Consider the following 15,488-nt stretch of genomic DNA (forward strand, 5'->3'; position numbering starts at 1 on the left):
TCAATTCGTCGGCCGCGGCTGGGCGGCGGCGATGGCGCGCCAGCGCTCATATTCCGCGCGCACGAAGGCGATGGCCTCGGGGCGGGAGGAGAGCACAACCGCATTGCCGGTCTGGGCGAAGGAGGCGACGGTCGCGGGGTCGCGCAGCGCCGCCTCCAGCCCCTGGCGCAGCGCGGCTAGCGTGGCCTCCGGCACCCCGGCCGGGGCGAACAGGCCGAGCCAGATATCGACGACAAAATCCGGCACGCCGCCTTCCGCCATGGTCGGCAGTTCCGGCAGCAGCGGGCTGCGTTCCGCGCCGGTGGTGGCCAGGCCACGCAGGCGCCCATCGGTGACCAGGCCGCGCGCGCCGGCGATGCTGCTGAACACGCAATCGACGCGGCCGGCGATGATGTCCGGGAAGCTGGCGGCGACGCCGCGATAGGGCACGGCGGTCATGCGCAGCCCCTGCTGCCGGCCGAACAGCTCCGCCGCCAGATGCGTCATGGTGCCGGCGCCGGGGGAGGCGAAGGTGATCGGCTCCGCCCGGCTGCGGCCGAGTGCCACGAATTCCGCGAGCGAGGTCGCCGGCAGGTTCGGCCCGACGGCGACGACGAGCGGCGAGGCGCTGATCATGCCGACCACCTGCAGATCGGCATTGAGGTCATAGGGCAGGCTGGGCAGCAGGAAGGGATTCACCACGATGGCGGAATCCGAGACCAGCAGCGTGTGGCCATCCTTCGGCGCCTTGGCCACCACATCGGTGCCCACCACGCCGCCGCCGCCGGCGCGATTTTCCACCACGACGGTCTGGCCCAGCGGCCCGGCGAGGCCACTGGCGAGAATGCGGCCCACCGAATCGACGATGCCGCCCGGCGCGATCGGCACCACCAGCCGGACGGGCCGGGTGAATATCTGTGCCGTCGCGGGCGAAATGGAGCAAGCCAGTGTCGCCGCCGCGCCGGATGCGAGAAGACTGCGTCGCGAGACGACCATGTCGATAGTCCTTCCATACAAGATCACGAAAGGGTTCACGCCACGGGATCGGCCGTCAAGAATAAATTGTCAGGACAATAGATGTCTCTCGACGAGGCATGAGAGATCGCGGATTTGCCATTTCGGCAATCCTGCCCGCGATCATCATCCCGCCTTGCGAAACCGCCACCCATCCGTGGGCAGGGCGGAGGCCACGGCTTCCACTTCCATCTGCCCGGGATTCAGCAGGTTGTGCGGGTCCATCTCCCGCTTGAAGGCCAGTTCCCGCGCCCCGATGGACTTGATGCCGACGCCGCGCAGCCCTGTGGTGTGGGAATTGGCGATCTGCGCGCCTTCCGCCTGCATCGCCTGGACGAGATCGGCCATCTGCGACGGGTCCTGGAAGGGAATATAGGGGGAGCCGAGACCCACCACCTCGCCATCCGAGAGGAAGATCTCGGTGCGCATCGGCCCGACATGGCCCAGGCGACGATGGATGCGCGTCAGCGTCTCCCAAAGCCCATCGGCCGGGAACATGCCTTGCAGCACCGTGGTCTGCGGATGGGATTTCTGGATCTGGCGCAACCCGTGCCCATAGGCGAATTCATAGATCGGCGCGCCATAGGGGCCTTCGCCCTCGGCATGGTCGGCCAGCAGCGTGCCGCCGAATTCGGCGATCATGTCATCCGCCGCATCGCGCGTCGCCGGGGCGAGCATGGCGAAGACCGCCGTCATCCCCGCCGGCACCAGCCCGCCCAAGGCACGCATCATGGACGGCGCCGGCGCTTCGTGGATGGAGATCAGCTTCTTCAGGATGCCGGCCTCCTTCCCCAACCGCACGCCGAAGCGGGCGGCGCTGGGGTAATCGGGAAAGGCCAGGATCACTTCCCGCCAGTCCCAGGCGGGGGCGAGGGGCAGCTCGACCTCCGTGATGATGCCATTGGTGCCATAGGCGTGATGCACCAGATCCACGTCGCGTCCGCGCAGTTCCAGCAGGCGGGGCTCCGCTTCGATGCTGAGCATCTGCAAGGCGGTGATATTGCCGCGGTCGCGCAGCATGCCGAAGCCGCAACTGCCCATGCCGCCCGACCCGCCGGCGATGAAGCCGGCGATGGTGCTGGCCTTGCGGGTGGAGGGATGGATCCGCACCTCCCACCCCCGCGGACGCAGCGCCGCATCCAGCAGGTCCATGCGGATGCCGCTGCCGCAGCGCACCGCGCCGTCCCGCTGCCACAGGATGCCGTCCAACCCCCGCAGATCCAGCAGGATGCCGCCGGCCAGCGGCACGGATTGCCCGTAATTGGCGGTGCCGCCGCCACGCGGCACCAGCGGGATGCGCAGCCGCACCGCCTGCTGGATCACCCGCAGCAGCTGCGCCCGGTCGCGCGGCGCGACGATCAGATCCGCCGTCTTGCCGGCCAGCGCCTTCCGCAGCAGCGGGCTGACCGCGAAATTGTCACGCGAACGCAGCCTGATCTCCGCGCCATCCTCGATCACCGGCACATCGCCGATCGCGGCCATGAATTCGCCGATGGCATACATGCTGCTTGTCCCGTCGCTGCGACCGGCCAGCGGCAAGCAAGCCCCATGCCGGCGGAGAGGCGCGCATGGTCATCGAGGATGTCCCCTACCACCCGGACGGGCTGCTGGCCCGGATCTACCGCCCGGAAGAGCCAGGCCCGCATCCGGCCGTGGTCTCCGTGCATGGCGGCGCCTGGACCTTTGGCGACCGGATGATGAATGCGGCGTTGGATGGCGCGCTGGCAGAGGCGGGCGTGCTGGTGATGGCGCCGGAGATGCGCAAGCCGCCCGCGCATCCCTATCCCGCCTCGATCCAGGACATTCTGTGCGCCATCCGCTGGCTGAAGGCGCAGCCGGGGCTGGGTCCGGTGGGCGGGCTCGGCACCTCCAGCGGCGGGCACCAGGTGATGCTGGCGGCGCTGCGGCCGGGGGGCGATGCGTCGCTGGCCTTTGTCGCGGTCTGCTGGGGCGTGCTGGACCCGCCGGCGCGCTACCGCATGGCGCGGGCGCGGCAGGCGGAGAAGCTGCTGGCGGCGCATCACGCCTGGTGGCCCGATGAGGCGGCGATGGAGGATGGCAGCCCGCAGCATATCGTGGCGCGGGGGGAGGCGGTGCCGCCGCCGACGCTGCTGATCCAAGGCACCGCCGATGCCAATCTGACGCCGGACATGGCCGAGCGCTTTGCCGAAACCTGCCGCGCCATGGGCGGCGCGGTGGAACTGCGGCTGTTTCCGGACCGAGGCCATTTGTTCATCACGGAGGACCCGCAGGCGGCGGATTCGCGCGCGGCGATCGCGGCGATCGCCGGTTTCATCCATGCCCAGGCCGCAGTCACTCCGGTCTGAACGGCGCCACGCATTTGCGCAGCCGGCGGCCCCCGCTGCGCTCATGCGGCCCTGTCCTGCCGTGGCATGCGGCTTGCACTTCACACACGCGACCTCAGGAGAGTTGGGACGATGCGCGACCGCCCTGCCACCGCAAGCCTCGACCTTTCGCGCCGCGCCTTGATCGGCACGGCCGGCGCTACCACCGCGCTCGCCCTCATGGCGCCGCGCATCGCCCGGTCGCAGACCGAAAAGATTGTCCTGACCATCGACTGGCTGCCGACCGGCGACAAGCAGGCCGGCTTCGGCGGCCTCGCCCAGGGCTTCTTCGCCGCCGAGGGGCTGGATGTGGAAATCCGCCGCGGCAGCGGCGCCGCCGACAGCCTGACCAAGGTCGCCACCGGCGCCTCGCACTTTGGATATTCCGACATCGCCAATGTCATGGCGGCGCGGCCGCAGGGGGCGATGGTGAAGGCCATCTTCTCGCTGCATGCCAAGCCGGCGCATGCCGTCATCACGCTGAACAGCAGCGGTATCAACAGCTTTGCGGATTTGCAGGGCAAGTCGCTCGGCACCGCGCCCACGGCATCCTCGAACCTGTTCTTTCCGCTGGTGATGCGCGATGCGGGGCTGGACCCGACCAAGGTGCGCATCGTGAACACGGACCCCGCGGCGCTGGGGCCGATGCTGCTGACCAAGCGCGTGGATGCCGCCATGCTGTGGCTGACCAACACCGTGCAGTTGGAGGGCCCCGCGCGCGAACAGGGGGCGGAACTGGTGGTGCTGCCCTTCGCCCTGGCGGGCTTGCGCATGTACAGCGGCGTGCTGATCGCCTCCGACGAGACGCTGGCGCGGCGCGGTGACCTGACGCGCCGCTTCCTGCGCGCCATGCGTCGCTCCCTGCTGTTTCAGCAGCAGGACCCGCTGGCCGTGGCCCGCGCCACCGCCGCGCTCAACCCCCAGCAGAATCCCGAGATCGAGGCCAGCCGCATCGAAATCATGAAACGCAGCATGCTGGAGATGGACCCGGCGCGCTTCGGCCAGTTCGACCCGGCCGTGCTGCGGGAGACCTATGGCTGGCTGGTGCGCGCGCAGAATCTGAACCCGGCGACGGACCCCGAAACCTTCGTCGATCGCAGCTTCATGCCCGCCACCGGCACATGACGCCGGCAATCCGCTTCGCCGGCGTCGGCCATGCCTATGCCGTGCGCAACGGCGCGCCGGTGCAGGCCCTGGCAGAGGTGACGTTCGACGTTGCGCCGCAGGAATTCGTCGCGGTGGTCGGCCCTTCCGGCTGCGGCAAATCGACGCTGCTGCGGATGGTGGCGGGGCTGCTGACGCCCTCTCGTGGCAGCGTGCAGGTGCGTGGCGCGGCGCCGGCGACGCAACAGGCTTCGATGGCATTGGCCTTTCAGAAGCCGACGCTGCTGCCCTGGTTCGACGTGCTGGGCAATGTGCTGTTCCCGCTGAAGCATCGCGGATTGCGCATCGGCAGCGTCGAGCGCGACCGCGCCATGGACCTGCTGGCGATGATGGGGCTGGATGACTTCGCGAAGCGCCGGCCGGACGAGCTGTCGGGCGGCATGCAGCAGCGCGTGGCGCTGTGCCGCGCGCTGGTGACGGAGCCCGAGATCCTGCTGCTGGACGAGCCCTTCTCCGCCCTGGATGCGCTGACGCGGGACGAGCTGGGCTTCGAGCTGCTGCGCCTGGGCGGCGCGCGACCACGCACCGTGGTCCTCATCACCCATTCGGTGGCGGAGGCGGTGATGCTGGCCGACCGGGTGCTGGTGATGTCGCCGCGCCCGGGCCGCATCGCCGCTGAGATCATCCCTGACCTGCCCCGCCCGCGCGGGCCGGAGGTCACCCGTTTGCCTGCCTTCCAGGAGGCCATCAACGATGTCCGGGACACCATCACTCGATCAGGCGCCGCCCGGCTTCCGGGTCTCGCTGCCTAGCCTGAAGCTCGGCTGGCTTCGGCGCTTCGGCGTCGCGGTGCTGACGCTGGCCACGCTGGTGCTGGTGTGGGAGGCGGGCGTGCGGCTGTTCGCCGTGCCGCGCTTCATCCTGCCGGCGCCGAGCGCGGTCTGGACGGAGACGATTGCCGTAGGGCCTGCGCTTTTCGTCGATCTGCGCGCCACGCTGACCACCGTGGTCGGCGGCTATGTCACGGCGATCCTGGTGGCTTTCCCCATCGCGGTCGCCATCTCCTCCTCCCGCGCCGCCTCCTCCGCCATCTATCCGCTGCTGCTGGTGAAGCAGTCGATTCCCGTGGTGGCGCTGGCGCCGATTCTGACGGTGGTGATGGGCACGGGCGAATCCGCGCGCATCACCATCACCGCGCTGATCGCCATCTTCCCGCTGGTGGTCGGCATGGCCACGGGGCTGTCCGCCGCGCCGCGCGAATTGCTGGAGCTCAGCGCTTCGATGAAGGCGTCGTGGTTCAAGCGGCTGGTCGATATCCGACTGCCCTGCGCGGTGCCTCACATTTTCGGGGCGTTGAAGGTGGCGATCGGGCTGGCGCTGATCGGCGCCGTCGTGGCCGAATTCGTCGCGGCGGAGCGCGGGCTCGGCTACCTGATCTATTCCTCCACCGCCTATTTCCGCTTGCCGGTCGCCTTCGGCGCGATGCTCGTCCTCTCCTGCATGGGGATGCTGCTGTTCCAGGCGGTGATGTTGGCCGAACGCATCTTCTTTCCCTGGGCCGTGAGCCGCGAGGAGGAACCCGCATGAGTGCCGTGCTGACACGCTTCGACAAGGCCGCGCTGGTCGCTGCGCTGGGCGATGTGCCGTGGAGCGACGCGCCGGCGCAGCTCAAGCTGAAATCGCGCGATTTCTACTGGTTCAGCCCGGTACTGGCCGAGAAGCTCGATGCCTGCCGCGCCGATCTCGTCGCCATGCCGCGCGACGAGGCGGATGTGATCCGCATCGCCGCCACCTGCGCCCGGCTGCGTGTGCCGCTGGTGGTGCGCGGTGCCGGCACCGGCAATTACGGCCAGGCGACGCCCTTCTTCGGCGGCGTAGTGATGGAGATGACGGGCCTCAACCGCCTGCGCTGGATCGAGCCCGGCCGCATCCGCGCCCAGGTCGGCATCCGCATCGCGGCGCTGGACGCGCTGGCGCGCAAGCAGGGGCAGGAGTTGCGCCACCACCCCTCCACCAAGCGGCTGTCCACCATCGGCGGCTTCTTCGCCGGCGGATCGGGCGGCGTCGGCGCGGTGACGCATGGCGGGCTGCGGGAGCCGGGCAATCTGCTGGGCGCGCGCGTCATCACGGTGGAGGAAACGCCGCGCATCATCGAGTTGCGCGGCCAGGATACCGGGCTGGTGAACCGCACCTTTGGCAGCACCGGCATCGTGACGGAAATCGAAATGCCGCTCGATCCCGTGCGGCCCTGGCAGGATGTGCTGGTCAGCTTTCCGGAGATCAACGCCGCGCTGCGCTTTGGCCGCGCGCTGGCGGAGGCGCCGGGCATCGCCAAGAAGCTGGTCAGCCTGCTCGGCGCACCCACCGTCGCGCTGATGGCGCCGCTGCGCGCCCTGGTGCCGCCGGGGCGGGACGTGGTGCCCTGCATGGTGGATGCCGGGCATCTGCCGGCGCTGCGTGATCTAGTGGCGGCGCATGGCGGTCAGATCGACCACAGTGCCGACAGCCTGGCGGCGGAGACCGATCCGGCGCGAACGCCCATCTTCGAATTCACCTATGGCCACACCACGCTGCATGCGCTGAAAAGCGACAAGGCCATCACCTATCTGCAATCGCTCTACGACATCGACCGGGCGGAAGCGCAGTGGGCCGCGGTGCAGGCGCAGTTCCCCGACCAGGTGCTGGCGCATTTCGAATTCATCGTCTGGGAAGGCCGCACCGCGCTCAGCGGCGTGCATCTGATCCGCTGGTCGACAGCGGAACATCTGCAATCGGTGATGGATTTCCACGAATCCATCGGCGCGGCCATTGCCAACCCGCATGTCTCCACCGTGGAGGATGGCAGCCGCTACAAGCTCGCCCCCGGTGACCAGCTTCGTTTCAAGGCCGAGGTCGATCCGCGTGGCCTGCTCAACCCGGGCAAGATGCGGAGCTTTGTGCCTCAGGAGGATGCCGCATGATCATCTACAAGCCGCCCGTCGCTGCCACCACCATCCCGGTGATCGACATTGCCGGCCTCGCCTCCGCCGAGCCCGCCACGCGCAAGGATGTGGCCTGGGAGATTCACAAGGCCTGCCGCGACACCGGCTTCTTCTACGCCGCCAATCACGGCATTTCGCCGAAACTGCTGGAGGGACAGTTCGCTGCGGCTCGCGCCTTCTTCGCCCTGCCGCTCGATGCCAAGATGTCGGTGCAGTTCCGCCCTGGCGCGCATAATCGCGGCTATGAGGCCATGCAGCGCCAGCGCCTGGATGAAGGCTCCCCGCCCGATCTGAAGGAGAGCTTCATGTTCGCGGGCGAGGTGCCGAACGGCCCGCCCAATCTGTGGCCGGAGGGGCTGCCGGACTTCCGCGCGCAGATGGAAGCCTACCACAACGCAGTGACCTCGCTTGCCGACCGCCTGATGCGCGCCTTCGCCCTGTCCCTCGGCCTGGCGGAAAGCTATTTCGCGGATGGCTTTGTGGGCGTGAAGCCCTCCGTCCGATTGCTGCACTATCCGCCGCATCCGAAGGACGCGGCCTTCAACCAGCTGGGCGCCGGCGCGCATACCGATTGGGGCGCGCTGACGCTGCTGCTGCAGGATGATGCGGGAGGCCTTGAGGTCTGCAATGCGGAGGGGCAGTGGATCAGCGCGAAGCCAATCCCAGGCACCTTCATCGTCAATCTCGGCGACATGGTGCGGCGCTGGACCAACGACCTGTACCAGTCCACGCCGCATCGCGTGGTGAATGCGGTCAGCGGGCGCGACCGCTATTCCTGCGCCGCCTTCTACAGCCCGCGCCGCGACTATGTGGTGCATTGCGTGCCGACCTGCCTGCCGGAGGCCGGCCCTCCGCACTACGCGCCCTGCACCACGGGCGAGCACATGGATGAGATGGTGCGGCGGACCTACGGCGGGTGACGCCCGAGACCCTGTCCATGCGCACCCGCGATGGGGTGCGGCTGGATGCGGATGTCTGGCGCCCCACCACGCCCGGCCCGCATCCCGTCCTGCTGATGCGCCAGCCCTATGGCCGGCGCATCGCCTCTACCGTCGTCTTCGCCCATCCCGCCTGGTATGCGGCCCAGGGCTATATCGTGGTGATCCAGGATGTGCGCGGCAGCGGCACCTCCGAGGGCGATTTCCTGGCCTATGACCGGGAGGCGGGGGATGGCGCGGATGCCATCGCCTGGGCCGCGGCGCTGCCGGGCGCGGATGGGCAGGTGGCCATGTATGGCTTCTCCTATCAGGGCGCCACGCAGTTGCTGGCGCTGTCGCAGGGGCCCGCCGCGCTGCGCGTGATGTCGCCGGCCATGGCGAGCTGGGACCTGTATGGCGAAAAGGCGCGGGACAAGGGCGCTTTTCTGCTGGCGGGCAATGCCTTTTGGGCGGCGCAGATGGGCGCGGCCCAGGCGCGACGCGCGGGGGATGCGGCGGCCTATGCGGAGCTGGCGGCGGCGGGGCCGGAGATGCTGGCCGGGCCAGTGCCGGCGGCGCCCGCCGTGCTGCAAAAACATGTGGGGCTGCACCACTACACCACCTGGCGCGACGCGCCGGCCGAGGACGGATATTGGCAGCGTGCCTCCCCGGCCCAGGCGTTGGGCGCGGCGCGGCCGGATGTGCCGGCGCTCTGGGTCGGCGGGTGGTTCGACTACCATCTGGACGGAACGCTGGCCGGGTATCGGGCGCTGTCGCAGGGCGGGGCGGATCACTGGCTGATGATCGGCCCCTGGCCGCATCTCGCCTGGTCGCCGGTCGGCGCCGGTACGGATTTCGGGCCGGCGGCTCTTTCCGATGTCGATGCGCTTCAGGTGGCGCTGTTCGACCATGTGCTGAAGAGCGCGCCGCTGACCGGCTGGATGGCCGAATCCCGCGTGCGGCTGTTCGACCTCGGCCTGCGCGCCTGGCGGGGATTCGCCGCGCTGCCGGAGCCCGCGATGCGGCCGCTGTTCCTGGCGGGCGATGGTCGTGCGGCGGTGCGGGATGGCGGGCTGACGGCGGCGGCGCCGGAGGCCGCGCAATGGGAATACGTCACCCACGACCCTTGGCGCCCGGTGCCGGCGCTCGGTCTGCATCACGGTGGCGCCGCCTGGCGCGATCGGGCGGAGGTGGATGCGCGCTTCGATGTGTTGACCTTCACCACGGATCCGCTGACCGCGCCGCTGGATCTGGTGGGGGAGCCGGAGCTGGTCGCGGAAATTCGCGCCAATGCGCCGGGTTTTGACGTGAACGCCACCCTGTCGCTGGTGACGGCGCAGGGGCGCAGTTTTGCTCTGTCCCAGGCGCATGCGGTGCTGACGGATGGGATGGTGCGGCTGAAGCTGCGGGCCTTGTGCATCACGCTGACGCCGGGCGACCGGCTCCGACTTTCGCTCGCCGGGGCCTGCTTCCCCGCCTATCCGGTCAATCCCGGCACCGGCACCGATCCGCGCCACGCCACGGGGGCGGAGGCGCGGCCGATCACGCTTTCGGTGTGCTGTGGCGGGGCGGCGCCGGCGCGGCTGCTACTGCCTGTATTGTCCGGCGCAGCGGTAGGGCCAGCGTGACCAGCCAGCAAGCGATCAGCATGGCGGCGGACCCGATCAGGCAGGCGGACAAGCCGCCCCATTGATACAGCAGGCCGGACAGCAGGGTGCCCGCGAAGCGGCCGACCGCATTGGCGGCGTAATAGAAGCCCACATCCTCCGCCGCCTTCTCCGACCCCGCATAGGCCAGCACGAGATAGGAGTGGATGGAGGAGTTCACCGCGAAGGCGAAGCCGAAGACGCAGAGCCCAACGACCACCAGCATGTCGCCGCGCGGCAGGTCGGACCACAGGGCGGCGAGAATCGCCAGCGGCACCAGCGCCAGCAGCAGAGACCACAGCCGCGCCGCCGGCACCTCGGTGGCCAGCCCATCCGTGCTGCGCCGGACCAGCGCCGGGGCGACGGCCTGCACAAGGCCATAGCCGATGGTCCAGATAGCCAGGAACCCGCCGACCATCGCGAAAGTCCAGCCGGAGGCGTAGAGGAAGACCGGCAGCCCGACGACGAACCAGACATCCCGCGCGCCGAACAGCACCACGCGCGCGGCGGCGAGCAGGTTGACGCCGCGGTTCTTGGCAAACAGTTCCTTCGCGGATTTCGAGGCCCTGGCCTTCCCCATCAGCGGCGGCAGCGACAGGAGCACGGCAGCCAGCACGCAGGCCAGCAGCGCCGCCATCAGCCACAGCGCCCCGCGAAAGCCCGTGATCTCCAAGAGCAATCCACCGAGGAAGAAGCCAAAGCCCTTCATCGCGTTCTTGCTGCCGGTGAACCAGGCGACCCAGCGGAACAATTGGCCCGAGGCATCGCCGGCCGTGAGCTTGATGGCGGATTTCGACGCGGTCTTCGTCAGGTCTTTCGCCACGCCGCAAATACCCTGCGCCAGCACCACCCAGGCGACGGAGGCCGCCATGCCCCAGCCCGGCGACAGCGCCGACAACAACAGAAAACCCGTGATCTGCGTGGCCAGCCCCACCGCCAGCATCCGCGCGATGCCGAAGCGCGTGGCCAGCCAGCCGCCGATCAGGTTGGCGCCAATCCCGGCCGCCTCATACAGCAGGAACAGGAAGGCCAGGGTGAAGGGCGAGAAGCCGAGGCGGAAGAAATGCAGCAGCACCAGCATCCGCAAGGCGCCATCCGTCAGCGTGAAGCCCCAATAGGCGGCTGTGACGATGGCGTAGTTGCGGGCGCCGGTATTCACAGGCCGACGCGCTCCATATGGCAGGCAAGGTCCACCATGCGGCAGGCGTAGCCCATCTCATTGTCGTACCAGGCGTAGATTTTCACCATGGTGCCGTTGGTGACCATGGTGCTCAGCCCGTCAACGATGCTGCTGCGCGTGTCCCGCGCATAGTCGATCGAAACCAGCGGTCGGGCCTCATACCCCAGAATGCCGGCGAGGGGCCCGGCGGCGGCGGCGGCGAACAGCCCGTTCAACTCCTCCACCGTCGTGGCGCGCTGCAATTCGAAGACGCAGTCGGTGAGGGAGGCATTCAGCACCGGCACACGCACCGCATGGCCGTTCAGCTTGCCCTTCAGCTCCGGATAGATCAGGGCGATGGCCGTCGCGCTGCCCGTCGTGGTGGGGGATAGCGACAGCATGGCGGAGCGCGCCCGGCGCAGATCCTTGTGCGGCGCATCGACCACGACATTGGTATTGGTCGGATCATGCAGCGTGGTGATCTGACCGTGCCGTATGCCGATCGCCTCATGCGCCACCTTCACCACCGGGGCGAGACAGTTGGTGGTGCAGGAGGCGGCGGTGACGATCGGGTGCTGCGCCGGATCATAGAGATGATCGTTCACGCCGACGACGACGTTCAGCACGCTGTCGAATTTCACGGGCGCCGCCACCACCACGCGCTTCGCGCCGCGGTCGAGATGGCCTTGCAGCGTCTCGGGCGTCAGGAACTTGCCGGTGCATTCCAGCACCACGTCGACTTCGTAATCGCCCCAGGGAATCTCGCCGGGCTTCGCATATTCCGAAAAGCCGATTCGCTTGCCCCCGATATGCAGCGCATCGGCATCCGCCATCATCGGCGCGCGCCAGCGACCCTGCACGGAATCGAATTCCAGCAGATGCGCGCAGGCCTCCGCGCCGCCCTTCACCTCATTCAGATGCACGACATCCAGGCGGTTGCCGGCGCGGGGATCCTCCGGCTGGCGCTCCGCCGCGCCCATCGCCGCGCGCAGCGCCAGCCGCCCGATGCGGCCCATGCCATTGATGCCAACCCTCATGCCTGGGCGCCCGCATGCGGCTGCGCCAGCTCATCTAGCCGCGCCTTCAGTGCCATGCGGTCCAGCGTGGAGAAGGGCAGGGCCGTGAAGATGCCGAGGCGCCGATGCAGGGCGGCGTAAAGCTCGTTCAGCAGCGTCGCGCGTTCCGCCGGGCTGCCGCTGAATTTTGCGGGGTCCGGCAGCGGCCAGGCGGCGGTCAGGGCGGTGCCGCCGAATTCCGGGCAGGCCTGGCCAGCCAGCGTGTCGCAGAGCGCGATGACGAAATCCATGCTGGGCGCCTTCGGCCCGGTGAACTCGTCCCAGCTCTTGGACCGCAGGGCGGAGGTGTCGTGCCCCAGCGCCTTGAGCTGCTGAAGAACCTCCGGCAGCGGGCCTTCCACCGAGGGATCGGAGCCGGCGGAGAAGGCCCGAAAACGCCCATGGCCGATCTTTTGCAGGATCGCTTCCGCCATGATGGAGCGCGCGGAATTGCGCGTGCAGAGGAACAGCACGTTGAAGACCGGTGGCATGTGGGGTGTCTCCGGAAGCAGGCGGTGAAGGTCGCCGCAGCGCTCGGGCGCGCCGTTGCAGCAGGCGTCTGTCAGGAAGCCGATCAAGGCACGCAGGCGGTCGATCTGTGCGGCGTAGATCAGGCTGCGGCCCTGTCGCGTGGCGGCGACAAGCCCCGCCTGTTCCAGGGCGCGCAGATGGAAGGACAGGGTGGAGCCTGGCACGGCAAGGCGTTCCGCCAGCCCGCCGGCCGCCACGCCCGAAGGCCCGGCCGCCAGCAGGGTCCGCATCAGCTCCAGCCTTGTGCCCTGGCCGAGCGCCATGAAAGCGGCGGCCGCGTCTTCGATCTCCATGCCGTGCTTATGCCCAACGCGGCGGGCCTGCGGCATGACAATTCGATGAAACTGGAATTATGGATTCAACCGATCTCAGCGACGGCAGCCCGCGCCGCGCGGGTGACGCCGGCCAGGGTGGCGGAGGCCGCGCCGGTCCAGTCGCCATAGCCGAGTAGCCAGAGGCGCGGCTCCGCCAAAGCCCGGCCGGTGGGGCTGACCCGCACGCGGCCATCGGCCTCCACCAGATCGAGCGGCGCCAGATGGTCCAGCGCCGGCCGGAAGCCGGTGCACCAGATGATGGCATCGGCCGTGACGCACGACCCGTCCGCCCAGACGGCACCGCTTGCGTCCAGCCGCTGGAATGGCGGCAGGCTGTGCAGCACGCCGCGCGCCCGGGCCTCGACCACGGGCGGGACCATGACGATGTTGCCGAGGCCGCCGAGCGGCGGGGGTGCGAGCTTGCCCTCTCGCTCCGCCTGCCAGCGGGCCGTGGCGCGTTCGAACAGCACACGGCCATCGACGTCATCGGGCAGGAAGACCGGCGGGCGCTCCGTCACCCAGGTGGCGCGCGCGGCGTGGCGCGAGACCTCCGCCAGGATCTGCGCGCCGGAATTGCCGCCACCCACGACCAGTACGGATTGCCCCGCGAAATCCTCTGGCCGGCGATATTCCGCGGAGTGGATCTGTCGGCCGGCGAAGATGTCGCGGCCCGGAGTATCGGGGGTGAAAGGCTGGCTCCAGGTGCCGGTGGCGCTGATGACGGCGCGCGCGGTCCAGGCCGCGCCATCCGCCGCTTCCACCCGAAGCCCATCCGCTGCGCGGCGCACCGCGATGACCCGCACCGGACGCTGCACGGGCAGGGCGTAGCGCGCCTCATAAGCGGTGAGATAGGCGACGACGGCGTCGCGTGGCGGATAGCCGCCGCCTGGCGTTGGTGGCATCGGCCAGCCGGGCAGGGCGCTCTGCGATGCCGGGGAGAACAGCGTCAGCGAATCCCAGCCATGCCGCCAGGCCCCACCTGGTGCCTGCCCGGCATCGAGCAGTTGGAAGGCCAGGCCGGCGCGCCGCAGGAAATAGCCCGCGGCGAGCCCCGCCTGCCCGGCGCCGATCACCAGCACATCCATCATGCGGTGGCCGGAAACCAGCGGCGCCCCAGCCGCAGCGCCACGCCGACCAGCAGGATCAGTACCGGCACTTCCACCAGCGGCCCGATCACCGTGGCGAAGGCCACGGGCGAGGCGAGGCCAAAGGCGGCGATGGCCACCGCGATGGCGAGCTCAAAGTTGTTCGAGGCGGCGGTGAAGGCGATGGCGGTGGTGCGCGGATAATCCGCCTGGATCCAGCGCCCCATGGCGAAGCTGACCACGAACATCACCACGAAATAGATCGCCAGCGGCAGGGCGATGCGCAACGCATCCAGCGGCAGCCGCACCACATCGCCGCCCTTCAACGCGAACATCGCGAAGATGGTGAAGAGCAGCGCCGCCAGCGTCACTGGCCCGATCCTCGGCAGGAATTTCTGGGAATACCAATCCTCGCCTTTGCGGCTGACCAGCACACGGCGCGTCAGATAGCCGGCAGCGAAGGGGACGCCCAGATACAGCAGCACGGCGCCCGCGATGGTGCCGAAGGCCACCGGCACCACCTGCCCCTGCAACCCCAGCAGCGGCGGCAGGACGGAGAGGAAGAACCACGCATAGGCGCCAAAGAACAGCAGTTGAAAGATGCTGTTGAAGGCGACGAGGCCCGCCACGTATTGGTTGTCACCGCGTGCCAATTGGTTCCAGACGATCACCATGGCGATGCAGCGCGCCAAGCCGATCAGGATCAGCCCGGTCATGTAGTCCGGCTGGTCGGACAGGAAGAGCACGGCCAGCGCGAACATCAGCACGGGCCCGATGACCCAGTTCTGCACCAGGGACAGCAGCAGCACTCGCCAGTCCTTGAACACCACGGGCAGCGCCTCATAGCGCACGCGGGCCAACGGCGGATACATCATCAGGATCAGGCCGAGTGCGATCGGCAGGTTGGTGCCGCCGATCGAGGCGCTGTCCAGCATGCGCGGCAAGGCCGGCAGCAGGTAGCCGGCGGCGACGCCGGCCGCCATGGCGCCAAAGATCCACAGGGTGAGGTGGCGGTCGAGGAAGGACAGGCGCGTCACAGCGCGGCCACTTCCAGCTTCAGCCGCGCCAATGCCGCGCGCCCCAGGCGGTAGCAGATGCGCGGCCCATCCACCTCGCCCTCCACCAGCCCGGCCGTCTTCAGGATGCGCAGATGCTCGGAGACGGTGGATTGCGCCAGTTCGAGATCGGCCACGATGTCGCAGCCGATGCAGCCTGCGCCCTCGGCTTCGCGGCGCGCCAGCAGCCGCAGCACGCGCACCCGCGCGGGATGCGCCAGCGCTTTGGCGAGCGCGGCGAGCTCCTCGTCGCGGGATTCCGGTGGTGGAAGCTTGCGTCGACTCATGTTTTTTCGTCCATCG

At 69.1% G+C, this 15,488-nt stretch carries 15 protein-coding genes; 7 read left to right on the plus strand and 8 right to left on the minus strand.

All coding sequences use genetic code 11. The features are described 5' to 3' along the window. A complete protein-coding gene (locus tag ACVFYP_RS09005; RefSeq protein ID WP_499199831.1) occupies nucleotides 1-975 on the minus strand; it encodes a Bug family tripartite tricarboxylate transporter substrate binding protein in 975 nt (324 codons plus the stop codon). 144 nt (nucleotides 976-1,119) lie between these two features. Continuing rightward, nucleotides 1,120-2,496, minus strand: coding sequence for an FAD-binding oxidoreductase (locus ACVFYP_RS09010; protein ID WP_499199832.1), 1,377 nt, complete (start codon nucleotides 2,494-2,496; stop codon nucleotides 1,120-1,122). 65 nt (nucleotides 2,497-2,561) lie between these two features. On the opposite strand from ACVFYP_RS09010, the gene ACVFYP_RS09015 reads away from it, so the two are divergent. From ACVFYP_RS09015 to ACVFYP_RS09045, 7 genes are all read left to right on the plus strand, one after another. Beyond that, nucleotides 2,562-3,320, plus strand: a complete 759-nt coding sequence (locus ACVFYP_RS09015; RefSeq protein ID WP_499199833.1) for an alpha/beta hydrolase — start codon at nucleotides 2,562-2,564, stop codon at nucleotides 3,318-3,320. A gap of 111 nt (nucleotides 3,321-3,431) precedes the next feature. Next, the gene (locus ACVFYP_RS09020; protein ID WP_499199834.1) at nucleotides 3,432-4,463 is read left to right on the plus strand and encodes an ABC transporter substrate-binding protein; all 1,032 of its coding nucleotides are present in this window, start codon (nucleotides 3,432-3,434) and stop codon (nucleotides 4,461-4,463) included. Further along, nucleotides 4,460-5,254 carry an ABC transporter ATP-binding protein gene (locus ACVFYP_RS09025; RefSeq protein WP_499199835.1) on the plus strand — a complete coding sequence of 265 codons (795 nt, stop codon included), beginning with the start codon at nucleotides 4,460-4,462 and terminating at the stop codon, nucleotides 5,252-5,254. Before ACVFYP_RS09020 ends, ACVFYP_RS09025 begins: the two co-directional genes overlap by 4 nt. Continuing rightward, nucleotides 5,196-6,029: an ABC transporter permease gene (locus tag ACVFYP_RS09030; protein WP_499199836.1), complete on the plus strand. Its 834-nt coding sequence runs from the start codon at nucleotides 5,196-5,198 to the stop codon at nucleotides 6,027-6,029. The genes ACVFYP_RS09025 and ACVFYP_RS09030 overlap by 59 nt, the downstream gene beginning before the upstream one ends. Continuing rightward, nucleotides 6,026-7,402: an FAD-binding oxidoreductase gene (locus ACVFYP_RS09035; RefSeq protein WP_499199837.1), complete on the plus strand. Its 1,377-nt coding sequence runs from the start codon at nucleotides 6,026-6,028 to the stop codon at nucleotides 7,400-7,402. Before ACVFYP_RS09030 ends, ACVFYP_RS09035 begins: the two co-directional genes overlap by 4 nt. Beyond that, nucleotides 7,399-8,343 carry an isopenicillin N synthase family dioxygenase gene (locus ACVFYP_RS09040; protein ID WP_499199838.1) on the plus strand — a complete coding sequence of 315 codons (945 nt, stop codon included), beginning with the start codon at nucleotides 7,399-7,401 and terminating at the stop codon, nucleotides 8,341-8,343. Before ACVFYP_RS09035 ends, ACVFYP_RS09040 begins: the two co-directional genes overlap by 4 nt. Then, nucleotides 8,340-9,968 (plus strand): CocE/NonD family hydrolase, encoded by a 1,629-nt coding sequence (locus ACVFYP_RS09045; protein WP_499199839.1) that lies wholly within the window; start codon nucleotides 8,340-8,342, stop codon nucleotides 9,966-9,968. Before ACVFYP_RS09040 ends, ACVFYP_RS09045 begins: the two co-directional genes overlap by 4 nt. On the opposite strand, the gene arsJ is transcribed toward ACVFYP_RS09045, so the two are convergent. The 6 genes from arsJ to ACVFYP_RS09075 form a co-directional block, all read right to left on the minus strand. After that, complete coding sequence (arsJ, locus tag ACVFYP_RS09050; RefSeq protein ID WP_499199840.1) at nucleotides 9,883-11,145, minus strand: organoarsenical effux MFS transporter ArsJ; 1,263 nt, start codon at nucleotides 11,143-11,145, stop codon at nucleotides 9,883-9,885. The genes ACVFYP_RS09045 and arsJ overlap by 86 nt on opposite strands. After that, nucleotides 11,142-12,182: an ArsJ-associated glyceraldehyde-3-phosphate dehydrogenase gene (locus ACVFYP_RS09055; protein ID WP_499199841.1), complete on the minus strand. Its 1,041-nt coding sequence runs from the start codon at nucleotides 12,180-12,182 to the stop codon at nucleotides 11,142-11,144. Before ACVFYP_RS09055 ends, arsJ begins: the two co-directional genes overlap by 4 nt. Continuing rightward, on the minus strand, nucleotides 12,179-13,024 hold the full coding sequence (locus ACVFYP_RS09060) for a metalloregulator ArsR/SmtB family transcription factor (RefSeq protein WP_499199842.1): 846 nt from the start codon (nucleotides 13,022-13,024) through the stop codon (nucleotides 12,179-12,181). The genes ACVFYP_RS09055 and ACVFYP_RS09060 overlap by 4 nt, the downstream gene beginning before the upstream one ends. Before the next feature lie 65 nt (nucleotides 13,025-13,089). Next, complete coding sequence (locus tag ACVFYP_RS09065; protein WP_499199843.1) at nucleotides 13,090-14,133, minus strand: ArsO family NAD(P)H-dependent flavin-containing monooxygenase; 1,044 nt, start codon at nucleotides 14,131-14,133, stop codon at nucleotides 13,090-13,092. Continuing rightward, nucleotides 14,130-15,167 (minus strand): ACR3 family arsenite efflux transporter, encoded by a 1,038-nt coding sequence (arsB, locus tag ACVFYP_RS09070; RefSeq protein WP_499199844.1) that lies wholly within the window; start codon nucleotides 15,165-15,167, stop codon nucleotides 14,130-14,132. The genes ACVFYP_RS09065 and arsB overlap by 4 nt, the downstream gene beginning before the upstream one ends. Next, nucleotides 15,164-15,472 carry an ArsR/SmtB family transcription factor gene (locus ACVFYP_RS09075; RefSeq protein ID WP_499199845.1) on the minus strand — a complete coding sequence of 103 codons (309 nt, stop codon included), beginning with the start codon at nucleotides 15,470-15,472 and terminating at the stop codon, nucleotides 15,164-15,166. Before ACVFYP_RS09075 ends, arsB begins: the two co-directional genes overlap by 4 nt. Nucleotides 15,473-15,488 lie beyond the last annotated feature (16 nt).

The sequence above is a fragment of the Roseomonas sp. F4 genome, from assembly GCF_053891155.1.